The following is a 22604-nucleotide window of genomic DNA, read 5'->3' on the forward strand; positions in this document are numbered from 1 at the left end:
GCTCATTCGACGTCCGGCTCCCCGGACAGCAGCAGGACGGCTTTGCGTACGGCGCGCTGCAGTTCGACCGCCGCGGTCCAGCTGTTGCCCGAGGGCATGATGGGCTCGCCAACGGTGATGTCGATGGCCCCGTGTCGCGGGAAGTGGTGTTCTGGACGCAGTATGGTGCGCGTCCCGCGGATCCCCACCGGGGTGACGGCCACCCCGGTCCGGGCGGCCACCACGAAGGCACCCATGTGAAACGGCCGCAGGCCGGGCGCACGGGCCAGGCGGCCTTCGGGAAAGATGACGAGCGACTGGCCGGCACGCACCAGACCGGCCAGCCGGTCGGCGTCCGCCACGCCGTGTTCACGCTCGTGGCGCTCGACGAACTGGTGACCCAGCCGCCTCAGCACGAATCCGTTGATCCCTTGATGCTCAAGCACTTCGGCGGCAACGAAGCGAAACGATTGCGGCATGACACAGGCCAGCGCCAACGGATCGATCCAGCTCGGGTGGTTGGCCACCGCGATAGCCGCGCCCGGGGGAAGGTGGTCGAGGCCGTGCACGGTGATCGCGGTTCGCGTGAGACGGGCCAGCAGCCGGACCGCCGCCCGCGCCACCTGCCACCGCCACCCCGCGCGTGGGAGCAGCGGCACCAAGGCGGCGACCGACAACCCCAGGATGGCGTACACCGCCCACGCGTAGCCGGCGAAGGCCAGATCCGCGGCCGCGCGCCGGGCGCGGCGCAGCGACGGCGCCGCGCCGCGCAGGCGGAGCCGGGCCAGTTCCCACCACAGCGCGCGCGGTCGCGCGCCGATCTTGCCGGCCTGGTAGATGTCCCGGCTGGCGGACCGCCGAATCTTGCCGCTGGATGTCTTCAACACCGTGCGCGGCGGCGCCAGCACCACATCGTCGGGCGCTACCCCGAGCAAATCGACTGTGGTGGCTGCGATTTCGGAGCGTAGCGCGGCGCGTGCGTCGTCCCGCAGCGCTCGCGTCTCGGCCATGACGACGAGTCGCTCGGGGCCGCCGGAGGGATCGGGAGCGGCGAACACCGCGACACAGCCCTTGCGGACCCCTTTGATGCCGCCCACCGCTTCTTCCAGTTCCGCGGGGTGGAGGTTGCGCCCGGCCCGGATGATCATGTCCTTGATCCGGCCGGTCACGTAGACGTCGGCTTCGACCGTGTACCCGAGATCGCCGGTGTCGAGCCAGCCGTCGTGGAACAGTGCGCGCGTCGCCGCCGGGTTGTTGAAGTAGCCTGCGGTCGCCGACGGCCCCCGAAACTCGATGCGGCCTTCGCGGCGATCGCCCAACTCGTTGCCGGCGGCGTCGACGATGCGGATTTCATGTCCCGGCAGCGGACGGCCGCAGGCGACGAATCGTCGGTCCCGCTCCCCTGGCCTGGCGGGCTCGGCCTGACCGGACCGTGCAAAGGTGTCTCGGCGAATGCGGTCGATCACCGGACCGCGGCCGGGCGGCGGGAACGCCAGTCCCACCGACGACTCCGCCAGCCCGTACACCGGGGTCATCGCTTCCCGGCGAAATCCGTACGGGGCGAAGCGATCACCGAAGCGCTCGATGGTGTCGGCGCTGACCGGTTCGGCGCCGTTGTAGGCCAACCGCCAGCTACTGAGGTCCAGTCCCTCGATCTCGTCGTCGCGGATCTTCGACAGACACAGTTCGTAGGCGAAGTTGGGGCCGGCCGACATGGTGGCACGGTTGGCATGAATCGCCCACAGCCATCGCGACGGGCGGATCAGGAACGCCTGCGGGCTCATCACCACCAGCGGTACACCGAAGTACATGCAACCGAGCCAGGCACCGATCAGGCCCATGTCGTGGTAGAGCGGCAGCCAGCTGACGAACGTGTCCGACCCGGTCACCCCGGCCGCCTGACCCATCACCCGGATGTTGGCGAGCAGGTTGCGGTGCGTGAGTGCGACCCCTTTGGGCTGCCCGGTGCTGCCGGAGGTGTACTGCAGCAGCGCGAGGTCGTCGGGCCGCGGCCGGACGAGAGGTGGTGTGGCGCCTTCGCCTGCGCGCGTAAGGGATTCGGGTACGACGATGTGACGCAGGCTTTCGACATTCGAGCGCAGCAGGTGGCCGAGGGTGACCGCCTCTTCAACCGTGACGAGCAGCGTGGCACGGGCGTTGCTGAGGATGCCGGCGGTGCGGCGCAGGTGATCCGGGAGCTGGGACGGGCGCGCCGGTGGGTAGACCGGGACGGGCACGGCGCCGGCGAGGACCACGCCGGCGAAGGTCACGAAATACGCCCGCGAGGTGGGCAACATGATCGCGACCGCCTCGCCCGGCGCCACGTCGTGTGCGATCAGCCCGGCCGCCACAGCGGCCGCCTCCCGGTGCAGGGTGCGGTAGGTGATGTCGGAGCCGTTCGGAGGGTCGCCCGTGTCGTCGAGGATGCGCAGATGGGTCCGGTCGGGCGTGGCATCGACGTGCCAGCCGAGCATGTCGTTGAGGCTCTGCGCGGACTCCGGCGTCGAAGCGGCCGGCGCGGTAGCCGGCTGCGAAACGACGCCGCGGCCCACCCGCACCGCGGGGCGGTCGTGCGCCAGGGCCGGATTGAGGGCCGCTACCAGGTCGCGCGGCGTCTCCGCGCTGGACAGGATGTGCGCCGGCAGCGCCACCCCGAATTTGTCCTGGACCCGCAGCAACAATTCCGCCAGCTCCAGGCTGCCGATGCCGAGTGTGTCGAAGGGGCTATCGAGCGTCACCGATGGCGACGCGGCCTGCGGGTGAACCTCGTCTACGAGGCCGCGCACCAGGGCCAGGAGCGGAGGAGCGCAGTCTTGGGTCGCCATTGGTCACGAAGCGGCCGGGGATCCGGATGCGCACCCGATGAGCGACTCCATGGCACATCTCCTCGAACTGGCGGACGAGTCCTCATGGTGCCGGCGTACCGGGCTTTCGGGTAAGGGCGCAAAGCCATCAAACCGCGGGGCGTTTGTCACTCGGGCCCTAGTCGAATGCATGGATCACCTGGCGGGCCACCTGCCGGATCTGCTGGTACATGGCGCGATCGAGGGGCAGATCGCGGAAACGGGGGATCTCTCCCGTCGTGGTGACCACGCCCGGTTCCTCGTGCGCCCAGCGGGCGTGCACCTTGTCGCCCAAAGCGCGCGCGGGCGGATTGTCCGACAGGACGCGGGCGTGGAACCGTTTGATGCCGTCGACGCGGGCCGCGACCGCCAGCGCGCCCAGCAACAGCGTGCCGATTCCACGGCCCTGGTAGCCGTCCGCGACGGTGAGCGCGACCTCCGCCGAGGCGGGATCGTCTTGATCCCGGACGAATCGCGCGTCGGCGACGACCGGGCCCGCCACGCCGTCGGTGACGACCCAGACGAAGTGGTCGACATAGTCGACCTCGAACAGATAGGTCAGGCGCGCGTCGGTCGGAGCGCCGCCTTGGTACCGCCGGTACAGCGTCTCCCGCGAGAAGGAACCGCTGCTCTTGAACCGCTCGGCGTCACCGGGCAGGACGGGTCGCAACGAGAGCACGGCACCGTCTTTGGTCGATACCGGGATGGGGGCGACGTAAGCGGCCAGCCGCTGCCGCGCGGTACGCAGCATCCGGTCGGCGATGACCGGCATGGCCAGCATGAGGTCGAAGGCGGCGCTGTATCCGGTGTAGCCCCACACGTCCTCCCGCGCGGTCACCGTCGCTGTCCTGGTCGCGCGGCGCAGCAACGCGATCTCGCCGACGATCGTCGCGCACGTCAGCTCGGTGGCGATGATCCGCCCCTTCGGGCCGACATGCCTGATGGCGACCGAACCGGACGCGATGATCGCGAATGACTCCGCTCGTTCCCCCTGCCGCATCAGGACCTCGCCGGCGGCGGCATGCAAGGGCTCGAGGAGGGTGGCCAATCCCGCGAGGTCCTTCGCCTCGATATCGGCGAACACGGGCAGGGACGCCAGTTCCTCGGCGCTGACAGACATCACAGCGCGCCACCTGTCGGCCTCGGACTCCATCCCCAGTCACGCCCCGATTGCGAATCCATTGCTAATGCGGTCATCTCGCCGATTTCGGAATCCAGGGCCCTTGAAACGAGTAACGTGGCGATGCACCATCCGCGATGTACGCTACGCGACCGGCACCGCCATTGCCGGAGAAGTAAGTAGGTGACCGCAGTGACAAAAGACCCTGCCGGACTGGGACTTCGGCAGGCCGCAAGTAAGACCAAAGCCTTTCGGTAATCGTGCTCTTGGCCTCTACGGCCGGACCTTCGGGACTGGTCGGATGGATCGTTAAGGCTAATGGGGAGGGAACATGAATACAGCGAAGTGGCGGCAGCATTGGCCTCAGCGTAAGCCCACGGCCGCGATCTATCAGCTGACTGATCGCCTCCACGAGGGACATGTCGCCCGCGTGCCCGCCAATCAGATTCCCGAAACCGTTTCCGCCTGGTTGGCCGAACTCGGTGCCCACAGCCCTTTGGTCGACGACCTCGAGCGCGCCGTTCGAGGCGGCGACTGGTCCGCGGCACACGCCCTCGGCGAGTGCCTGTCCATCGAGATAGCCCCGGCCGACTGACGGCCGTCCGGTCCGACGCGGTCGCCGGAGGACGTTTGCCGACCCCGACGTGACTTTCGTCTCTATCGCCGGATTGCCACACTCCGCAGGATCGAATGATATGCCGGTGCACCACGGCATCGGTTTCGTTTGGCAGCAATGGATTCGAGCTATGAAAGCATCACTCGCCTCAACGGAGAGGCCAGATTTCCGCAAGATCGAGAACCGCGCGCCGTCGGTGGCACAGATGTTCGTCAACCGCGTCGCCGCCACCCCGCACGCCGAGGCCTTTCGCTACCCACAGGACCACACCTGGGCAAGCGTGACCTGGCAGCAGGTCGGCGAACGCGTCAACAATCTCGCCGCGGGCCTGATCTCGCTGGGGATCGAGCATGAGGATCGGGTCGCGCTCGCGAGCGCGACCCGTTACGAGTGGGTGCTCGTCGATTTCGCGATCATGTGCGCGGGCGCCGCGACCACCACCGTGTACCCGACGACGAACGCCAGCGACGTCGCGTACATCGTCGCCAACTCCGGCAGCCGGGTGGTGGTCGCCGAGAACCAAACTCAGCTGGACAAGCTGCTCGAGCACCGCGCCGAACTGCCCGACGTGCGCAAGGTCGTCATGATCGACGGCAACGGCGACGGCGACTGGGTGATCTCACTTTCCGACCTGGATCTGTTGGGCAAGCAACTGCTTGCCGACTCGCCCGAGGCCGTCAACGAGCGGGTCGCCGCCGTCGGCCCCGAACAGCTGGCCAGCCTCATCTACACCTCAGGCACCACCGGGCGACCCAAGGGCGTGCGGCTGACGCACGGGGCGTGGACGTACACCGCGGCGGCCATCGATTCGCTGGACATCCTCGGCCCCGACGACCTGAATTTCCTCTGGCTGCCGCTGGCGCACGCGTTCGGCAAGGTGATGCTGGCGTTGCCCCTGCAGGTCGGTTTCCCCACGGCGATCGACGGCCGGGTCGAGCGGATCATCGACAACCTCGCGGCCCTGCGCCCGACCATCATGGGCGCCGCGCCGCGCATCTTCGAAAAGGCGCACGCCCGCATCCAGGACATGGCCGCCCAGCAGGGCAGGCTCAAGAAGATCGTCTTCGATTGGGCGATCGGGGTCGGTCTGAAGGTGTCGAAAGCCCGGCAGGCCGGCAAGACTCCCTCGCTGGCGTCGGCACTGTCCTACAAGGTCGCCGACCGGCTGGTGCTCTCCACGATCCGGGAGCGGTTCGGCGGGCGCCTGCGGTTCTTCGTCTCCGCGGCCGCGGCCCTCGACCGCGACGTCGCGCAATGGTTCGACGCGGTGGGCATCATCGTGCTCGAAGGCTACGGGCTGACCGAGACGGCCGCCGCGTCCTTCATCAACCGCCCCAACGCATACCGGTTCGGGACAGTCGGCCGGCCGTTCCCGGCCACCGACGTCAAGATCGCCGACGACGGCGAGATCTTGCTCAAGGGGCCGGGCCTGATGACCGCCTACCACGGCCTGCCGGACGCCACGGCAGAGGCGCTCGACGGGGACGGCTGGTTCCACACCGGCGACATCGGGCAGATCGACGCCGACGGATTCCTGCGGATCACCGACCGCAAGAAGGACATGTTCAAGACCTCGCAAGGCAAGTACGTGGCGCCGTCCGCCATCGATGCGCGGTTCAAAGGCTCGTGTCCGTATGTGAGCGAGATCGTCGTCTACGGGGAGGGCAAGCCGTACTGTGTCGCCCTGGTCAGCCTCGACACGGAGGCCATCACCGACTGGGCCAACAAGAATGGTCTGGCGGGTAAGTCGTTCGCCGAGATCGCGCATGACGACAAGACCCAGGAGCTCATCGCCGGGTACATCGACGCCTTGAACGCCGAGCTGAACCGCTGGGAACAGATCAAGAAGTTCACCATCGCCGACCGCGAATTCACCGTCGAGTCGGGCGATCTGACGCCCAGCATGAAGCTCAAGCGCAAGGTGGTCATCGAAAAGTTCGCCGACCGCCTGGACGCCCTCTACGAGCAATGACAACTCAAAATTCCTCTGCGCTGTTCACGGACCTGTACGAGGTAACGATGGCGCAGGCGTATATGGCCGAACACATGTCGGCGACGGCGGTGTTCGAGACCTTTTTTCGGAAGCTTCCCCGAGACCGGTCCTATGTCATGGCCGCCGGCTTGTCCGATGTGCTCGACTTCTTGGAAGCGTTTCGTTTCCGGCAAGCCGACATCGAGTATTTGCGCGGAATGGGGCTGTTCTCCGAAGATTTTCTGCGGTCGCTGGCCTGCGTTCGTTTCACCGGCGATGTGTGGGCGGTGCCGGAAGGCACGGTCGTTTTTCCGAACGAGCCGATCGTTCAGGTGATCGCGCCGATCCTCGAAGCGCAGCTCGTGGAGACGTTCGTGGTGAACCAGATTCATTTGCAGAGCGTGATCGCCAGTAAGGCCGCGCGTGTGGTCGAAGCCGCTCGCGGACGGAAGGTCGTCGATTTCGGAGCGCGGCGCGCGCACGGCACCGACGCGGCGCTGAAGGTGGCACGCGCCGGCTATCTCGCCGGACTTGCGGGCACGTCAAATCTGCTGGCCGCCCGCGAGTACGGCATTCCCGCGGTCGGCACCATGGCGCACAGCTTCGTCCAGGCCTTCGACAACGAACGCGATGCGTTCGCCGCATTCGCTCGGATATATCCCGGCACAACGCTGCTCGTCGACACATACGACACCCTGCGCGGGGTGGACCGTGTCATCGAACTTGCCAAAGCTAAGGCAGATCTCAACATTGCGGCCGTGCGGCTCGACTCCGGGGATCTCGGGGCCCTGTCAAAGGCGGCCCGTGCAAAGCTCGACGCGGCAGGCTTGGACGGCGTCGAAATCTTCGCCTCGTCGGGTCTCGACGAGCACCGCATCGCGGCACTGGTCAAGGACGGCTGCCCGATCGACGCGTTTGCCGTCGGCACCAAGCTCGTCGTCGCCCAGGACGCGCCCGCGCTCGACATGGCGTACAAGCTCGTCGAGTATGACGGCACCGGCCGGACCAAGTTCTCCAGCAACAAAGTGATCTATCCGGGACGCAAGCAAGTCGTGCGCCGGCTCGACCGGGGAATGTTCGCCGGCGACACGATCGGCAGGCCCGACGAGCAACTCGACGGCGAGCCGCTGCTGGTGCCCGTCATGAAGAATGGCAGGCGCCTTCCGTCAGGCGACGCCGACCTGCCGACGTCGCGAAACTGGGCACGCCAACAGGTCGACCGGCTTCCGCCCCGGCTTCGCGCCGTGGAAGCCGATGGCTGGTGCTACCCGGTTGACGTCAGCCCTGGGGTTACCCGCGAGCTCGAAAAGCTGCGGCGCGCACAGCAACCGAAGGGTTGACGATCACGGTCCGACCGACAAGACGGTGACGGTTCCGGACCAATAGTCGCCGACATAGAGGCGGTCACCGTCGGGGCTCAGCGCCAGCGCTTCGGGCTGTCCGCCGACGTCGATCGTCTCAGCCACACACCCCGCGATGGTGTCGATGATCGACACACTGTGATCGCCGAAGTTGCTGGCGTAGGCGTACTTGCCGTCGGGACTGATCCGCACGCAGCGCGGCAGATCACCGACCGAGATTCGCTCCGCCGCGCCTGCAACGGTGTCGATGACCGATAGGGAGCGTCGGTTGGCCACATACGCCTGCAACCCGTCCGGTGTCACTTGCACCCCAATCGGGTTGTCACCCAGCGTAATCCGTGTGACGCGGAGAGTCGCGAGGTCGATCGCCGTTACGGACGAATGATCGTAGTGCGTTGCGTAGAGCACCGCTCCGTCCGGACCGATGGTGAGGCTGTCGGGGGGCCCGACCAGGTTGGTGGCATGCATCGCGGCATTGGTCGCGGTGTCGATCACGGCAAGCGAACCGGCGTCGTATTGGTGGTAGTCGCTGCGCCGGCACAGCCCCACGTACAGGCGTTGGTGTTCAGAGTCTGCCGCGAGATCGGTAACGGCGGAGCCATCCAACCCGTCAATGGTGCCCACCGCGGTACCCCCCTCGTCCATCACCGAGATCCAGCCGCCACGCGCGAGGTTGCTTGCCGCGTAGATCAACGCCCCGTCCGCGGTGTCGATTTGCTGCACACAGCACGCACCCGGGAGCAGACCGACGCGATGGTCGGAAATGTCGATCACCGAGACGGCATCCCCGTAGTTGGTGGCGTACAACCGGCTGGCGTCGGCACCGATGGCCAGCGTCCTCGGAGGTCCGCCGACCGGGATGACGCAGGAAATCTCATGATGGCTGTTGATCAGCGCGACCGAATCGGTCAAGGCCGCATAGGCGATGGAATTGCCCGGGTTAGTGACCACATCGTTCACGCGATCACCGAGCGCGATGGTTGCGATGACTGATCCCCCGGTTCGTCGCTCCACGTCCCCCATCGTTCGCAACCCGACCGCGGCGAGCGTAGGGAAGAAGGTCCTCAAGAAAACGACGTTGGTCCCGCAGCTGGGGGCTAACGACTCTCGTGCGGTCGCCGCCGCTCTCCATACGGTTGGCGAACACAAAGACGCAAGCAGCGGAGGAATGGAATGCACTCGGATCGCCTCAAGTGGCTGGTGAAAGCGGAAGGCCCGTTCGTTTCGGTCTATTTCGACGACTCACACGACACCCTGGATGCCGTCGAGCAGCTCGAAACGAATTGGGGTGACATCCGCAGACAACTCGAAGACTTGGGTGCGGGCACGGAGGTCCTGGGCATGCTCGAACAAGCCGTGCTGCACCATCGTCCGGCTGTCGGCCGGCGGGGCCGCGCGGTGATCGCGACTCGCGACCATGTGCTGGTCAACGAGCAGTTGACCAGCCCACCTGCTGCGACGGCGGTTCGCCTGTCGGATTACCCCTATGTCGTGCCGCTGATCGACATGCAGATGCAGCGACCGACCTACGTGTTCGCCATGGTTGACCACACCGGCGCGGACATCAGCCTGTATCAGGGCGCGGTCGTCAAGTCCACAAGCATCGACGGTGGCGGCTACCCGGTGCACAAGCCGGCCACGGCCGGCTGGAACGGCTACGGCGACTTCCAGCACACCACCGAGGAAGCCATCCGGATGAACTGCCGGGCAGTCGCCGACGAGCTCACGCGACTGGTGGACGACGCCGATCCCGAGGTGGTGTTCCTGTGCGGCGAGGTCAGTTCGCTCGCGGACCTCACCACCGAGTTGCCGGAGCGGGTGGCCGCGCGCGTCTCGCGGTTGCACGGCCCAGCCCGCAAGAGCGGCATCGACGAGGCGGAAGTCCGCGAATTGACGGCCGCTGAGCTCGATCGCCGTCGCGGCGCCGAAACGACCGGCATCGCCGATCGGTTCGAAGCGGAGATCGGGCGCGGCTCCGGGCTGGCCGCCGAAGGCCTGGCCGCGGTGTGTGCGGCACTGCGCGACGGCAACGTCGACACGCTGATCGTCGGTGAACTCGGCGACGCCACCGTGGTTACGGGCGACGCGCTGACCACAGTCGCCCCGGACGCCGATGCGCTGTCCGAACTCGGCGAACCCGTGCAGCGGGTTGCCCGAGCCGACGAGGCGTTGCCATTCGGCGCGATCGCGGTGGGTGCCTCGCTGGTGCGCGCCGACGGTCGGGTCACACCCGCAGATGGAGTCGGGGCGCTGCTGCGATATCCGGCCGGCGACAGGGTCAGCCGGCGGGGTGTGTAGCCGCGAAACGCCATGGCGCACCGCGGTTCAGGGCATCGAACCGTGCCGCATACGGCCGATTTGCGTATCGAGGCCTGGGCACCATCGCGAGACGGCTGTATTCGGCAGGCGGTGCTCGGTGTCGTCAAGAGCTTCCTGGACCTGTCGGCGGCGCATGCGGAGCACACTCGCCACCGCCGGCTGACCGCCGATAGCGATGACGATCTGCTGGTCGCGGTACTCGATGAGGTCATTTATCTCCTGGATACCTCCGGTGAAGCACCTGTCGATCTAGAGCTGCACGACGTCGGCGATGGCGTGGAGGTCGAATTCGCGATGACCGACGCGCATGCGCTGGCCCAGCTGGGCGCGGTGCCTAAGGCGGTGTCACTCAACGACCTTCGGCTGTCGCACGACCGACAAGGCTGGCGCTGCCTGGTGACGCTCGATGTATGAGGCGAAGGCGAGCGGGTGAAGCTCATCGAGGAAACCCCTTACCGGTTCCGCATCGAAAAAGAGGGCGCGATGCGGGTGCCTGGGATAGTGTTCGCGTCCCGAGGGCTGCTCCCCCATGACCAGGGTGACATGGCGCTGATGCAGGTGGTCAATGTGGCCACCTTGCCGGGGATTGTCCGGGCGTCGTTCGCGATGCCCGATGTGCACTGGGGTTACGGATTCCCGATCGGTGGCGTGGCGGCGACCGACATCGAGGACGGCGGGGTCGTCTCGCCCGGTGGTGTTGGCTTCGATATCTCCTGCGGGGTAAGGCTTTTGGTGTGCAACGGCCTTAGCCGTGAGCGGCTGCAGGGACGTCTGCCCGCGATAATGGACCGGCTCGATCGCACGATACCCCGCGGCGTGGGCACCAAGGGCGTGTGGCAGCTGCCCGATCGCACCGTGTTGCAACAAGTGCTGAGCGGTGGTGCCTGGTTCGCCGTGGAGCAGGGTTACGGCGTCGCACGGGACCTTGAACGGTGCGAAGACGGCGGCGTCATGGCCGGAGCGGACGCCGACGCGATCAGCGACCGCGCGATCGAACGCGGGCTCGACCAGATCGGCAGCCTCGGCTCAGGAAACCACTTCCTCGAGATCCAGGCCGTCGATCGCGTCTTCGATCCGGTCGCTGCAACGCAGCTGGGTTTGGCCGAGGGAACGGTCTGCGTCATGATCCACACCGGCTCGCGTGGCCTGGGACACCAGATCTGCACCGACCACGTCCGGCTCATGGAACACGCCATGGGTCGCTACGGCATCTCAGTGCCCGATCGCCAATTGGCATGTGTGCCGGTGCGTTCTCCCGAGGGCCAGGCTTACCTCGCGGCGATGGCCGCCGCGGCCAATTACGGACGGGCCAACCGGCAATTGCTGACCGAGGCTGCCCGCCGCGCTTTCGACGCGGAGACCGGTAAAGCTTTGGATGTGCTCTACGACGTGTCGCACAACCTGGCGAAGGTCGAGACGCACGACATCGACGGTCACCCCCGCGCGGTGTGTGTGCACCGCAAGGGTGCGACCCGCTCGCTGCCGCCTCATCATCCGGAACTGCCGCCCGATCTGGCAACGGTCGGCCAACCGGTGCTGATACCGGGCACCATGGGCACAGCGTCTTACGTGCTTGTCGGGGTCGCCGGCAACCCGGCGTTCTTTTCCACCGCGCACGGCGCCGGCCGCACCCTCAGCCGTCACCAAGCGGCCCGCCACACCAGCGGCGACGAGGTGCGCGCCCGCCTCGCAACAGGCGGCATCCTCGTCCGCGGAACCTCCCGCAGGGGGCTCGCCGAGGAGAAACCCGAGGCCTACAAGGACATCGACGCGGTCGTCGAGGTCAGCCATCAGGGCGGCCTGGCGCGCAAAGTGGCTCGCCTGACTCCGTTGGGGTGCGTAAAGGGATAAGGCTGAAGCTGGAGCGGCGGTCCCGGACGGGGGGGTGCCGGGACCGCCGCGGATTCAGTTGGCCTCTCGGGTGTTCAGCCCGCCGGTGTGATCAGGCCGTAGTGTCCGTCGTAGCGGTGATAGAGCACGCTGCCACGGTCGCGGGCGGCGTCGACGAAGAACAGGAAGGGCAGGCCGAGCAACCCGATTCGCTCGATGGCCTGGTCGACGTCGAGCCGCGGGGCGGGCTGCGGGCTGACAGTCAGCGGCAAACCGAACGGCGCCAACTCGCCGGCGGCGGCCGGATTGACCTGCGCCAGGCGGTATTCCGTTGGTCCTCCGCGATAGAGCACGCTGTCCTGCCCCGTGCCCTGCTCGGTGAAGAGGTGAAAGTCGTAGTCGAGCTGTTCCATCTCGTGCGCGGCCTCTTCCACCGTGCAGGTCGGCAGGCTGTATGACTTGTGCCGCATGATTCGGCGTTCGCTTTCCGGCCGCGGGAAGTACTTCGGCCGGTGGGTCGGCTCGCTTTCGTGCCGCCATTCATGCGGACCGCGGCGGGGCACACCGCCCCGTTTGGCCTCCCAGTGCTCGGCGGCGCGCTCCAGCTGGCGGCGCAGCCGCGCCTCGAGCCGGTCGATCGCCTCCCGCTCGGTGGTGCCTTCGACCTGCGCACGCACCGGCCGGCCGTTGACGTCGAGGTTCGCCTGAGCGATCACCCGGCGGGCCACGGCTGGGTCACCGTGCTCGCTCAACCTGACGTGGGCGTCCAGCACCGGTTCGTGGGTGAGGTGGCCGAGCTCGCCGATCTTGGTGCGCGCGTAGTCCTCGGCACCGGCCAGCTGACCGTGCGTCGTGACCCGCACCTCGAATGCGGCCGGCAAATCGGGGCGTTGTCTCATGATGGCTTCCGCTCTCCGTCGCGTCGCTCAGTGATGCAGACCAGTGACGGGCTCGTGCGTACTGGCCTGGATGTCGGTGGATGTCGCGGCGAACAGCTGGTTCGCCAGATCGGACAGCGCACGAGCCATGGCCAGCTCGTCGCCGATGGCGGCCACCGGCGGGTCGGCCGGGTCGAGCCGCGCCAGGCCGATGCCCACGAGCGTCTTGCCCGCCCAGGACAGTCGTGCCTTGGCCCGCGTCCGTTCGTCGCGCTCTTCGACCAGCACGTCGATGTGACATTGCTTGGTGCCGTCGTCGGTGTTCGTCATCGCCAGATCTCCTCAGGTCGCCGATGGATTCCTCGGCGCTATTGATGCGACCACTTCGCGCCTCTGCGCGAGTAGGGGCGGAAGTCCCGAATCGCCGGGCCGTTCGTCGGCCGCGCCGCGCCCGGTCGGCGCGTTGAAGGCGGATCAGCAAATGCGCGGACGCCCACGAAGAATGCGCCGACTTAATCGACATTATTGCTGGGCTTAATCGACAGTTTCGTTCGTGTATATCGACGTGCCCAACAGTAACGGGCGTGTCCGACCTCCCGACACAGACCAAGTACCTGCATGCCTCGCGGGGCCGCCGGTCGTCGCCCCATTCTGGCGACGACCGCGAACAGGCGATCCTGGCCACGGCCGAGCGCCTGCTGCAGGAGCGTCCGCTGGCCGACTTTTCCGTGGACGACCTAGCAAAAGGCGCTGGGATTTCGCGCCCCACCTTCTACTTCTATTTCCGATCGAAGAACGCGGTGCTGCTATCGCTGCTCGACCAGATGAACGGCAAGGCGCATGCTGCGCTGAGGAATCTCGGCGGGATATCGTCCGGCGACCCCGCGGAGCTGTGGCGGGCGCGCATCGAGGCGTTCTTCGAGGTGTCGGGCTCTCACCCGGCGGTCGCCGTCGCGGGCGCCGCGGCGAAGGCGACCAACCCAGAGGTGCGGCAGTTGTGGTCGGCGCTCATGCAGCGGTGGATCTCGCTGACCACGGCGGCCATCCAGGCCGAGCGCGGTCGGGGTGCCGCCCCCGACACCATCCCGGCCGAGCAGCTGTCGGTCGCGCTGAACATGTTGAGCGAGCGGGTGATGGCCGCGACGTTCACCGCCGAGGACGAGGCGATGCCGGAGGACCGGGCGATCGAAACCTTGCTGCACATCTGGCTGGCCAGCATCTACCAGCGCTGAGCGAGCGCCGCCCGGGCGCGGTCGAGGCTCTGGTCGATCAGTCGGTCGACCGCGCCGAAGTAGGTTGGTGACGGCGGCTTCCCGGCCAGCTCGGCGATCGCGTCCTGTTCCCCCGAAACGTCTGCCGCGTCGAGGTTTTCGAACATCCGGTCGGCGTGCACGGTCAGCCCCGCCAGCAGTTCGCCGCATTGGGATCCAGCGACGACGCTGCGGCGGGCCAGGGTGCGCAGGGCATCCCATTCGGCGTGCCAGGCGCCGTCGGGCCGCTCGTCGTTGGTCAGCGCCGCGGCGGTGTGCAGGGTGGCCGCCAGCTGGGGTGCGGACAGGGCGGCCCGGCGGATGAGGATGGACAGCACCGGGTTCCGCTTGTGCGGCATGGACGACGAACCCCCACGGTCTGCGCCGCCCGGCTCGCTCAGTTCGCCGATCTCCGGACGCGTCAGGGTGACGACGTCCGAGGCGATCCGGCCCCAGCAGTCGGTGCAGCCGACGAACGCGTCGGCTGCCGCGGTGACCGGCGTGCGCGTCGTGTGCCACGGCGACCGGGAGACCAAACCCAAATCCGTTGCGACGCTTTGCACCAGGCCGGTGGAGACCGCGGCGGCGTCGGAGGCGTCGGTGAGCAGCGCCGCCAGCTCCGTGCCGGCGGCCAACGTGCCGGCCGCCCCACCGATCTGGACGGGGCAGACCACGGCGGCCAACCCCTCGAAGGCATCGACGGCGCCGTCCAACCAGCGGGCCACCTTCGCCCCGAACGTGGTGGGCGCCGCGTGCTGGGTGAGGGTGCGTGCCACCATGGGCGTCACCCGGTGCAGGGTGGCCAGCTCGGTCAGGGTCGAGATCTGACCCCTCAGTTGTGCGGCCAGCTCCCCCACGACCTCGCGCACGCCGAGCATCAGGCCGGTGTCCAGCACGTCCTGACTGGTGAGCCCGCGATGGATCCACGGCGCCACACGCGGCGCGGCGCGCTCGCGCAGCAGGCCGACGAGGCCGATGACCGGGTTGCCGCCACCCTCGGCGCCAACCGCCAGGGACTCACAATCGTTGGGTGTCAACAGCATTGGCAGATCGGCGCCGGCGCACTCGGGTGGGGCCAGGCCCGCGGCGGACAGGGCGTCCAGCCAGGCGGATTCCACCGCGACCATGGATTCCAGCAGGGCCCGATCCGTCATGTGCGCCCCGGCCCGATGGTCTCCGGGCCACAACAGGTTGGTCATCGCCCACCGTCCCGGTAGGCCAGGAACACGGTCTCGCCCGGCCCCTGCAGGCGGATGTCGAAACGGTAGCCGGGGCAATCGCTTTCGGCGACGCACAGCAGGGTGGCGCGGCGCTCGGCCTCGAGGCCCGCCAGCAGGGGGTCGGCGCCCAGGTCACCGTCGGGCAGGTACGCGCGGGTGTACAAGCAGTCCAGCAGGCCCCGCGCGAACACGGTGAGGGCGAAGAACGGCGGCCTGGCGGCGTCGGGCGAGCCGGGCGCCACGGTGGTGAAGCGGTAACCCCCGGCGGCGTCGGTCGCACACCGGCCCCACCCGGTGAACGTGGCGGTATCGCGGCGCAGTGAACCGGGCCGTTGGATGATGCGCCCCGCGCCGTCGGGCTGCCACAGCTCGACCAGGGCGTCCGGGACACCCTCGCCCGCGCCGTCGTAGACGGTGCCCCGCAGTCGGACGGCGCGCGGATGGTCGTCGTTGACCAGCGCGCGATCACCGGGATAGGGCAAGCCGAGGTCGAGGAACGGCCCGGCCGTTTGTCCTGGGGTGCAGCAGGATTCAGCCATCGTTGTCCTCGATGGGCGTTCTCCGCGCGCCGGCCAGCACGATGTCCCATCGATACCCGGTCGCATACTCCGGCTCGGTGAGGTCGTGGTCGTAGCGGGCGATCAGCCGTCGACGCGCGGCGGGATCGAGCACCGATTGAAAGATGGGGTCCAGGTCGAACATCGGGTCGCCCGGGAAGTACATCTGGGTGACCAGGCGCTGGGTGAACGCGGTCCCGAAGACGGAGAAGTGGATGTGCGCGGGGCGCCACGCGTTGTGGTGGTTGCGCCACGGGTACGGCCCGGGCTTGATGGTGACGAAGCGGTACGAGCCGTCCGGCCCCGTCAGGCACCGGCCCGCCCCGGTGAAGTTGGGGTCGAGCGGGGCGGGGTGCTGGTCGCGTTGGTGGCGATAGCGGCCGCCGGCGTTGGCTTGCCAGACCTCCAGGAGCTGTCCGGCCACCGGTTTGCCCGATCCGTCGAGCACCCGCCCGGCGACGATGATCCGTTCGCCCAGAGGCAGGCCCGGATGGCCGGCCGTCAGGTCGGCCTCGAGCGGGTCGACGTCGCGGTGGCCGAAGCACGGTGCCCAGCGTTCGACCTCTTCGGGATCGACCGCCACCGGCGCACGGGTGGGATGGCGCAGCACGGTGCCGCGGTAGGGCGGGTAATCGAGCCGGGGCTGCGCTTCGCGGCCCCGGTATTGGGCTGCGATGGCGGCGATCTCGGCCGTGATGTCAGCCTGAGACGCGACGCACTCGGCGGTCATGAGCCGTGACGCTACTCTCGATGGCCGCGCGCGCCGCGCATATCAGCGGCGCGATCGCCGTCAGAGGGAGCGCACCAGCGCCGCCCGCCCCTTGGTGCGCATCTTGTACAGGGCGGACCCTCGGTACTGCTCCATCTTGGCGGCCATCTTGTTGCCGAGCTCCTCGAGTTCGGCGTCGGTGATCTTCACCTCGGGGGGCGCCGGAATCATGTCGCGCTCCTCTTCGTCGGCGTGGGCCTCCAGCACCGTCTTGAAGGAGTTCCATTCGTCCTCGTATCCCGGCGCGCTCTGCGGCGTCTTGAGCAGCACGGAAAGCTGGTCGATCACCTGGCGGTGCTCGGCGTGGGCCACCGCGATCAGTTTGGTGGCGTCTTTGAGGGCCGGGTAGTACAGGTCGTCCTCGATGCGGAAGTGGATGTCGAGTTCGATCAGCATGTCGTCGAAAAGGGCATGCCGCTCCTCGCTGTTCACCGGCGCCTCGCTGACCTTACGGCCCAGGCCCTTGATCACGATGTGGTGTTCTTTGAGCACGTCGTAGGCGTTCACTTGCCTTCCCCTTCTCCGATTCCCACCGCTGCGCCGAGCGGGCGCTCGGGTTCCGACCGGACCTCGACCATTCCGTTGACCAACCTCGCCTGATAGCACGGCAGCGGCGCCGCCGCCGGGCCGCGCAGCACTTCGCCCGACTCGGCCGCGAACCATGAACCGTGCCAGGGGCATACGAGCCGGCCCCGGTCGATCCAGCCGTCGGCCATGGGGGCCGCCAGGTGCGGACACAGCTCCCCGAACGCCGCGACCTCCCCGGGCCTGGTCTGACAGACCACCAGCCCCACCCCGTCGACCTCGACACGGACCGGCTTACCGTTCAGCGAGCTCGCGGGCAGCACGGGCTTCCACTCCGTGGTGCGCAGCCGCGCGCCGGATTGGTCGATGCCGATGCCGGACTCGAACACCAACGCTCCGCCCAGGTAGCTGCCCGCGACGGTGATGCCGTAACCCAGTGCGGTGAGGGCGATGCCGCGGCCGTGGCGGCCGCGGCGACGATCCCACCACGACTGCGCGTAGAGCGCGGTGGCGGCCAGGTTCACCAGCCCGTGCACGGCACCCACCCGGCGATCGGCCTCATGGGTGTGCTGCCAATCGGTGACGCCGGTGACGGCGGAGCCGATGCTGGCCAGGATCCCCACGCCGAGCGCGCGGGACGCGAACTTCGACGCGTCGCGCACCTCGGTGGCGGGTTGGCCCGGCAGCAGGCTGAGTGCGTCGAGCGCGACGGTGGTACCCAGCGCGCCGCTCGTCAGCGACGCCAGCGGCGGGTGCACCGGGTGGCCGAGCCACACTCCGTGCAACGCATTGGTGACGGTGTTGCGGGCGCCGCCGAGGCCGTTGAAGGCGAAGCTCAACAAGTGTTCGAATCGGTAGCTCGGCCGATCCAGCCACTCTTGACGCCCGATGGCGGACACCACTCGCGATCCGAGCTTTTGCAATCGACCATCCAACGACCGAGCGGCCATGGCACCAGCCCTCCCCCACATGCGCCGCAAATTGGTCGCAGCGCACGCAAAATCAAACGTTTTACCCCTTGGTTACCGCGCGCTCACATGCACAGCGGCGCCGACGTGACCACCGTATCCCGGCCTCGCGGCGACATGATTGTCAGCAACCTGTGAATTACCACAAAGCATTCTTGTAAAAAGCTGGCCGCGCATCCCCGCCCGGTGAGAGGCCCGGGAACGACCGATTGACCGCGGGCGGGTGAATGCGGGATTCTACTTAGCGGAGGATATCTCTGCACAGCAGACATGACAGCGTGGGATGGGGGCGCCGTGGCAGTCCATCGCGCCGCCCGCGACGGCCTCCTCGACCCCGTTTTCGCCAGCGTCCGCGACGGCATGATTCCCGCGCACATCTACAACGACGCCGAGCTGTTCGCGCTGGAGAAGGAGCGACTGTTCAGCCGGGCGTGGACCTTCGTGGCGCACGAGTCCGAGATCCCGCAGGACGGCGACTACGTGGTGCGCCGGGTCCTCGATGACTCCTTCATCATCAGCCGAGACTCGAACGGACAACTGCGCGCCTTGTTCAATATGTGCCTGCACCGCGGCATGCAGGTGTGCCGCGCGGAGATGGGCAACGCCTCCAACTTCCGCTGCCCGTATCACGGTTGGACCTACCGCAACGACGGCCGGCTCACCGGCCTGCCGTTCCACCGGGAGGCCTACGGCGGCGAGGACGGTTTCGCCAAGGATGCCCAAACCCTTTTGCCGGCACCGCAATTCGCGAGCTATAACGGTCTGCTGTTCATCAGCATGGACGCAGGAGCCGAACCGCTCGAGGACTTCCTCGGCGACTTCAGGTTCTATCTGGACTTCTACACCAAGCAGAGCGCCGGCGGCCTGGAAGTGCGGGGGCCGCAGCGCTGGCGTATCAAGGCCAACTGGAAGATCGGCGCCGAGAACTTCGCCGGCGACATGTACCACACCCCGCACACCCATGCGTCGATCGTCGACATCGGCCTGTTTCGCGAGCCGACGGCGCAGAAACGCAAGGACGGCGCGACGTACTGGGCGCACCGGGGCGGCGGCACCACCTACAAGCTGCCGCCGGGCGGTTTCGACGAGCGCTTGCGCTACGTCGGCTATCCCGACGACATGATCGCCCGGATCAAGGACGTGTGGACGCCGCGACAGCAACGCTTGGTCGGCGAGGACGGTTTCATGATCTCGGCGGCCACCTGCTTTCCCAACCTGAGCTTCGTACACAACTGGCCCAAGGTGCGCGACGGCCGTGACGACCAGACCCTGCCGTTCATCTCCATCCGGCTGTGGCAGCCGATCAGCGCGAACGAAACCGAGGTGTGCTCGTGGTTCGCGGTGGACTCCGCCGCTCCCCCGCAGTACAAACAGGATTCGTACAAGGCGTACCTGATGTGCTTCGGTTCGACGGGCATGTTCGAGCAGGACGACGTGGAGAACTGGGTGTCGCTGACCACCACCGCCGGCGGTGCCATGGCCCGCCGGCTGCTGCTGAACAGCCGGATGGGCCTGCTCTCCGACGGCAGCCCGGTGGTCGAGCCGCTGACCACCGAGTCCTTCCACGGGCCGGGGCGCGCGCAGGTCGGCTACAACGAGCACAACCAGCGCGCGCTGCTGAACCTGTGGGCCGACTACCTGCAGGGGGGCGGCGCATGAGGAAGCCGTTGCCCTGCTTGCCGTTTCATGACGTTCGCCATCTGCAGGCCCACCAGTTCCTGGTCGACGAGGCCTACCTGCTGGATGCCCAGCGGTACGAGGAGTGGCTGCAGACGCTGACCGACGACGTCCGCTACGTGATGCCGGTGCGGGTCACCACCGCCCGCGGCGCCGGGTTCGACGCCTCACCGGGGATGGCGCACTTCGACGAGGACAAGTATTCGCTGACCCAGCGCGTCGCCCGCTTCGCCACCGAGCACGCCTGGGCCGAGGATCCGCCGTCGCGGCTACGGCACTTCGTCACCAACGTGCGCACCTTCGAAGGCGACGACCCCGCGCACCTGTTGGTCGAGTCCGCCGAGCTGCTGTTCCGCAGCCGGGGCGACGTGAACGAAAGCGCGTTGCTGTCGTGCGGCCGCGAGGACCTGCTGCGCCGGTGCGGGGAGGACTGGAAGTTGGCCCGGCGCAACATCATCGTCGACGAGTCGGTGCTCCGGATGCAGAACCTGGCGGTCTTTCTGTGAGCGAGGAACTGCAGCGGCTCTTGGACGGCGCGGTCGGCGAGCCCCTCGTCGTCGCTAACGAATTCACCGAGGTGGTGGTGCGCCGCGTCGACACCCGCAACGGGTCGAGGCTGCTGATCAGCGCGCCGCGATCGGGGCGGTGGATCACCCTGGACGCGTTGGAAGTCGAGGCCCTGACGCGGCAGAACAGTCGCACCCTGGCGGCGATGGTCGGCAACGCCCACGCCCCGCTGCTGCCGGACGAACAGGCCCCGCGATGACCGGCTGGCTCGAGGGCAAGCGCGCCCTGGTCGTCGGCGCCGGCTCGGGGATAGGCCGGGCCGTGCTCGACGCGTTCCGCGCCGAGGGCGCCAAAGTCGCCGCCCTGGAACGCGATCACGAGAAGTGCGAGCGTCTGCGCGCGGAGTCACCCGACGTCCCGGTCGTGGAGGGCGACGCGGTCGCCCACGATGCCAACGAACGAGCGATCGACGCCGCGGTGGGCGCCCACGGCGGGCTGGACACGCTGGTCAACTGCGTCGGGATCTTCGACTTCTACCGGGGCATCGGCGACATCCCCGCCGACGACCTCCCCGGCGCGTTCGACGAGATGTTTCGCACCAACGTGCTGAGCCAGCTGCAGTCCGTCAAGGCGGCGCTCCCCCGGTTGCGATCCGGGACGGGACCCTCGATCATCCTGACCGCGTCCGCGTCGTCCTTCTACCCCGGACGCGGCGGAACCCTGTATGTGGCATCGAAGTTCGCCGTCCGCGGCCTGGTGGCCGCCCTGGCCCACGAGCTGGCGCCGCGGATCCGGGTCAACGCGGTGGCGCCGGGCGGCACGCTGGGCACAGACCTGCGCGGGCTCGCCAGCCTGGGCCTCGAGGGGGTTCGCCTGGACGACGCCCCCAACCGGGCGCAGGAGATGGCCGCGCGCACGCCCCTGAACGTCGCGCTCACCGGAGCCGACCATGCCTGGAGTTTCGTGTTCCTGGCCTCCGACCGGTCCCGCGGGATCACCGGCGAAATCGTCCGCCCCGACGGCGGATTCGGGCTGGGCGCGCCGACATGACCCCCCTCGACGAGCAACGCGCCCTGGTGGCGCAGGGCTGCCGGGTGGCCGCGGCCCGCGGCCTGGTCGACGGCGTCCTCGGCCACCTGAGCCTGCGGGTCGACGACGAGCGGCTGCTCGTCCGCTGCCGCAGCGACACCGACGCCGGCGTGGCGTTCACCCGGCCCAGCGACATCCGGCTCGTCACCTTGGACGGCGGTGCGGGCGGCGAGGGCGAACTGGACGGGTACCGCGTGCCCAACGAACTACCCATCCACGTCGAGACCATGCTGGCCGATCCGGCATACCGCGCCGTCGCGCACCTGCACCCGCCCGCCGTCGTCGCCGCCGACCTGGCCGGCATCACGCTCCGGCCGATCTATGGCGCCTACGACATTCCGGGCGCGCGGCTGGCACGCGGGGGCGTGCCCGTCTACGAGCGCGCCGTGCTCATCCGCACCCCGGCGCTGGGCAGACAGATGGTGGCGGCCATGCGCGGACGGCCGGCGGTGATCTGCCGCGGACACGGGATCACCAGCGCGGCCGCCACCGTGCCGCAGGCCGTGCTGCAGGCGATCAGCCTCGACGCGCTCGCCCGAATGTCGTTGCGGGTGAAGAACGCCGGCGGCAGCCTGCGCGACATCGACGACGCCGATTGGGACGACCTGCCGGACCTGGGGCCGTCGTTCAACACCGACGCCGCCTGGCGTCACGAGGTGGCGCGGTTGCCGGCCGACTGAGATCCCGCCCACCGGTACCAGGCCGCACATTTATGCTGACCTCGATGGCGAAAAGCAGCCCCGATCCGACCACGCCGTTATGGCGTGCGGCGCAGGTGTTCCGGCTGCTGAGCTGCATCTACGCCACCGGCTTCCAGATCGCCATCAACCCGGACCTGCGCCTGCCCGCGCTGGGCTGGGCGCTGTTCGCGGTGCTCATCGGCTGGAGCGCGGCATGCGCGCTGGCATACCTGCGCGGGTTCGGCCGCCGACCGGCGTGGGTGCTCGCCGAGATCGTGATCGTCGTGCTGCTGATGGCGTCGAACACCATCGTCACCACCCCACAATGGGCGGCCGAGAACCAGACCTGGCCGACGACGCTGTGGGCCAGCAACCCGACGATCTCGGCGGCCATCCTGTTCGGCCCGGCCGGCGGCATGCTGACGGGCCTGGTGGTGATGGCCA

Annotated in this window: 23 protein-coding genes; 13 read left to right on the forward strand and 10 right to left on the reverse strand. The window is 68.2% G+C overall.

What is annotated here, in order from left to right; all coding sequences use genetic code 11:
• Nucleotides 1-2 precede the first annotated feature (2 nt).
• Together A5692_RS18190 and A5692_RS18195 are read right to left on the reverse strand one after the other, a co-directional pair.
• Nucleotides 3-2765 (reverse strand): AMP-binding protein, encoded by a 2763-nt coding sequence (locus tag A5692_RS18190; protein WP_231984363.1) that lies wholly within the window; start codon nt 2763-2765, stop codon nt 3-5.
• A 196-nt stretch (nt 2766-2961) separates the two neighbouring features.
• Entirely contained in the window at nt 2962-3942 is a 981-nt protein-coding gene (locus A5692_RS18195; RefSeq protein WP_068058392.1) for a GNAT family N-acetyltransferase, read from the reverse strand.
• A gap of 331 nt (nt 3943-4273) precedes the next feature.
• On the opposite strand from A5692_RS18195, the gene A5692_RS18200 reads away from it, so the two are divergent.
• The 3 genes from A5692_RS18200 (at nt 4274) to A5692_RS18210 (ending at nt 7870) form a co-directional block, all read left to right on the forward strand.
• A complete protein-coding gene (locus A5692_RS18200) occupies nt 4274-4537 on the forward strand; it encodes a hypothetical protein (RefSeq protein WP_068058338.1) in 264 nt (87 codons plus the stop codon).
• Nucleotides 4538-4688: 151 nt separating this feature from the next.
• Nucleotides 4689-6530: a long-chain fatty acid--CoA ligase gene (locus tag A5692_RS18205; protein WP_068058393.1), complete on the forward strand. Its 1842-nt coding sequence runs from the start codon at nt 4689-4691 to the stop codon at nt 6528-6530.
• Complete coding sequence (locus tag A5692_RS18210; protein ID WP_068058340.1) at nt 6527-7870, forward strand: nicotinate phosphoribosyltransferase; 1344 nt, start codon at nt 6527-6529, stop codon at nt 7868-7870. Before A5692_RS18205 ends, A5692_RS18210 begins: the two co-directional genes overlap by 4 nt.
• Before the next feature lie 3 nt (nt 7871-7873).
• Here A5692_RS18210 and A5692_RS18215 read toward each other — a convergent pair whose 3' ends face one another.
• The gene (locus A5692_RS18215; protein WP_068058342.1) at nt 7874-8851 is read right to left on the reverse strand and encodes a YncE family protein; all 978 of its coding nucleotides are present in this window, start codon (nt 8849-8851) and stop codon (nt 7874-7876) included.
• Nucleotides 8852-9064: 213 nt separating this feature from the next.
• Here A5692_RS18215 and A5692_RS18220 point away from each other — a divergent pair, with 213 nt between their 5' ends.
• Genes A5692_RS18220 through rtcB form a run of 3 tightly spaced genes read left to right on the forward strand, consistent with a single transcriptional unit; the run spans nt 9065 to nt 12061 of the window.
• On the forward strand, nt 9065-10189 hold the full coding sequence (locus tag A5692_RS18220; protein WP_068058344.1) for a hypothetical protein: 1125 nt from the start codon (nt 9065-9067) through the stop codon (nt 10187-10189).
• Nucleotides 10190-10201: 12 nt separating this feature from the next.
• Nucleotides 10202-10624 carry an archease gene (locus A5692_RS18225; RefSeq protein ID WP_068058346.1) on the forward strand — a complete coding sequence of 141 codons (423 nt, stop codon included), beginning with the start codon at nt 10202-10204 and terminating at the stop codon, nt 10622-10624.
• A 15-nt stretch (nt 10625-10639) separates the two neighbouring features.
• Nucleotides 10640-12061, forward strand: coding sequence for an RNA-splicing ligase RtcB (gene rtcB / locus A5692_RS18230; RefSeq protein ID WP_068058348.1), 1422 nt, complete (start codon nt 10640-10642; stop codon nt 12059-12061).
• Nucleotides 12062-12135: 74 nt separating this feature from the next.
• Here the strand turns inward: rtcB and A5692_RS18235 are convergent, their stop codons facing one another.
• Both A5692_RS18235 and A5692_RS18240 read right to left on the reverse strand, forming a co-directional pair.
• Nucleotides 12136-12939 (reverse strand): HPF/RaiA family ribosome-associated protein, encoded by an 804-nt coding sequence (locus A5692_RS18235; protein WP_068058350.1) that lies wholly within the window; start codon nt 12937-12939, stop codon nt 12136-12138.
• 27 nt (nt 12940-12966) lie between these two features.
• The gene (locus A5692_RS18240; RefSeq protein WP_068058353.1) at nt 12967-13248 is read right to left on the reverse strand and encodes a DUF1876 domain-containing protein; all 282 of its coding nucleotides are present in this window, start codon (nt 13246-13248) and stop codon (nt 12967-12969) included.
• Between the two features lie 254 nt (nt 13249-13502).
• Here A5692_RS18240 and A5692_RS18245 point away from each other — a divergent pair, with 254 nt between their 5' ends.
• Nucleotides 13503-14150 carry a TetR/AcrR family transcriptional regulator gene (locus A5692_RS18245; protein ID WP_068058356.1) on the forward strand — a complete coding sequence of 216 codons (648 nt, stop codon included), beginning with the start codon at nt 13503-13505 and terminating at the stop codon, nt 14148-14150.
• Here the strand turns inward: A5692_RS18245 and A5692_RS18250 are convergent.
• Genes A5692_RS18250 through A5692_RS18270 form a run of 5 tightly spaced genes read right to left on the reverse strand, consistent with a single transcriptional unit; the run spans nt 14138 to nt 18189 of the window.
• Nucleotides 14138-15367 (reverse strand): lyase family protein, encoded by a 1230-nt coding sequence (locus A5692_RS18250; protein WP_068058358.1) that lies wholly within the window; start codon nt 15365-15367, stop codon nt 14138-14140. The genes A5692_RS18245 and A5692_RS18250 overlap by 13 nt on opposite strands.
• Nucleotides 15364-15927 carry a protocatechuate 3,4-dioxygenase subunit alpha gene (gene pcaG / locus A5692_RS18255; RefSeq protein WP_068058360.1) on the reverse strand — a complete coding sequence of 188 codons (564 nt, stop codon included), beginning with the start codon at nt 15925-15927 and terminating at the stop codon, nt 15364-15366. The genes A5692_RS18250 and pcaG overlap by 4 nt, the downstream gene beginning before the upstream one ends.
• The gene (gene pcaH / locus A5692_RS18260; RefSeq protein ID WP_068058362.1) at nt 15920-16675 is read right to left on the reverse strand and encodes a protocatechuate 3,4-dioxygenase subunit beta; all 756 of its coding nucleotides are present in this window, start codon (nt 16673-16675) and stop codon (nt 15920-15922) included. Before pcaH ends, pcaG begins: the two co-directional genes overlap by 8 nt.
• Before the next feature lie 60 nt (nt 16676-16735).
• Complete coding sequence (locus A5692_RS18265; protein ID WP_067918666.1) at nt 16736-17221, reverse strand: hemerythrin domain-containing protein; 486 nt, start codon at nt 17219-17221, stop codon at nt 16736-16738.
• Nucleotides 17218-18189, reverse strand: a complete 972-nt coding sequence (locus tag A5692_RS18270; protein ID WP_068058363.1) for a Rieske 2Fe-2S domain-containing protein — start codon at nt 18187-18189, stop codon at nt 17218-17220. The genes A5692_RS18265 and A5692_RS18270 overlap by 4 nt, the downstream gene beginning before the upstream one ends.
• Nucleotides 18190-18567: 378 nt before the next feature.
• On the opposite strand from A5692_RS18270, the gene A5692_RS18275 reads away from it, so the two are divergent.
• From A5692_RS18275 to A5692_RS18300, 6 genes are all read left to right on the forward strand, one after another.
• Nucleotides 18568-19866, forward strand: coding sequence for an aromatic ring-hydroxylating dioxygenase subunit alpha (locus tag A5692_RS18275; protein ID WP_231984367.1), 1299 nt, complete (start codon nt 18568-18570; stop codon nt 19864-19866).
• The gene (locus A5692_RS18280; protein WP_068058366.1) at nt 19863-20390 is read left to right on the forward strand and encodes a 3-phenylpropionate/cinnamic acid dioxygenase subunit beta; all 528 of its coding nucleotides are present in this window, start codon (nt 19863-19865) and stop codon (nt 20388-20390) included. Before A5692_RS18275 ends, A5692_RS18280 begins: the two co-directional genes overlap by 4 nt.
• Nucleotides 20387-20650 carry a dihydrodiol dehydrogenase gene (locus A5692_RS18285; RefSeq protein WP_068058368.1) on the forward strand — a complete coding sequence of 88 codons (264 nt, stop codon included), beginning with the start codon at nt 20387-20389 and terminating at the stop codon, nt 20648-20650. Before A5692_RS18280 ends, A5692_RS18285 begins: the two co-directional genes overlap by 4 nt.
• Entirely contained in the window at nt 20647-21441 is a 795-nt protein-coding gene (gene hcaB, locus A5692_RS18290; RefSeq protein ID WP_068058370.1) for a 3-(cis-5,6-dihydroxycyclohexa-1,3-dien-1-yl)propanoate dehydrogenase, read from the forward strand. The genes A5692_RS18285 and hcaB overlap by 4 nt, the downstream gene beginning before the upstream one ends.
• Nucleotides 21438-22160, forward strand: a complete 723-nt coding sequence (locus A5692_RS18295; RefSeq protein ID WP_068058372.1) for a class II aldolase/adducin family protein — start codon at nt 21438-21440, stop codon at nt 22158-22160. Before hcaB ends, A5692_RS18295 begins: the two co-directional genes overlap by 4 nt.
• Nucleotides 22161-22192: 32 nt before the next feature.
• The coding region (locus A5692_RS18300; protein ID WP_231984364.1) for a DUF5931 domain-containing protein at nt 22193-22604 on the forward strand (412 nt) is incomplete at its 3' end.

The sequence above is a fragment of the Mycobacterium sp. E342 genome (genome assembly GCF_001667665.1).
Classification (GTDB): Bacteria; Actinomycetota; Actinomycetes; order Mycobacteriales; family Mycobacteriaceae; genus Mycobacterium.

Bases quoted from the DNA above. Each gene is read 5' to 3' on its own strand.
- A5692_RS18195 (WP_068058392.1), bottom strand. From the start codon at position 3,942: ATGTCTGTCAGCGCCGAGGAACTGGCGTCCCTGCCCGTGTTCGCCGAT.
- A5692_RS18200 (WP_068058338.1), top strand. From the start codon at position 4,274: ATGAATACAGCGAAGTGGCGGCAGCATTGGCCTCAGCGTAAGCCCACG.
- A5692_RS18205 (WP_068058393.1), top strand. From the start codon at position 4,689: ATGAAAGCATCACTCGCCTCAACGGAGAGGCCAGATTTCCGCAAGATC.
- A5692_RS18210 (WP_068058340.1), top strand. From the start codon at position 6,527: ATGACAACTCAAAATTCCTCTGCGCTGTTCACGGACCTGTACGAGGTA.
- A5692_RS18220 (WP_068058344.1), top strand. From the start codon at position 9,065: ATGCACTCGGATCGCCTCAAGTGGCTGGTGAAAGCGGAAGGCCCGTTC.
- A5692_RS18225 (WP_068058346.1), top strand. From the start codon at position 10,202: ATGGCGCACCGCGGTTCAGGGCATCGAACCGTGCCGCATACGGCCGAT.
- A5692_RS18235 (WP_068058350.1), bottom strand. From the start codon at position 12,939: ATGAGACAACGCCCCGATTTGCCGGCCGCATTCGAGGTGCGGGTCACG.
- A5692_RS18240 (WP_068058353.1), bottom strand. From the start codon at position 13,248: ATGACGAACACCGACGACGGCACCAAGCAATGTCACATCGACGTGCTG.
- A5692_RS18250 (WP_068058358.1), bottom strand. From the start codon at position 15,367: ATGACCAACCTGTTGTGGCCCGGAGACCATCGGGCCGGGGCGCACATG.
- pcaG (WP_068058360.1), bottom strand. From the start codon at position 15,927: ATGGCTGAATCCTGCTGCACCCCAGGACAAACGGCCGGGCCGTTCCTC.
- pcaH (WP_068058362.1), bottom strand. From the start codon at position 16,675: ATGACCGCCGAGTGCGTCGCGTCTCAGGCTGACATCACGGCCGAGATC.
- A5692_RS18270 (WP_068058363.1), bottom strand. From the start codon at position 18,189: ATGGCCGCTCGGTCGTTGGATGGTCGATTGCAAAAGCTCGGATCGCGA.
- A5692_RS18275 (WP_231984367.1), top strand. From the start codon at position 18,568: ATGATTCCCGCGCACATCTACAACGACGCCGAGCTGTTCGCGCTGGAG.
- A5692_RS18280 (WP_068058366.1), top strand. From the start codon at position 19,863: ATGAGGAAGCCGTTGCCCTGCTTGCCGTTTCATGACGTTCGCCATCTG.
- hcaB (WP_068058370.1), top strand. From the start codon at position 20,647: ATGACCGGCTGGCTCGAGGGCAAGCGCGCCCTGGTCGTCGGCGCCGGC.
- A5692_RS18295 (WP_068058372.1), top strand. From the start codon at position 21,438: ATGACCCCCCTCGACGAGCAACGCGCCCTGGTGGCGCAGGGCTGCCGG.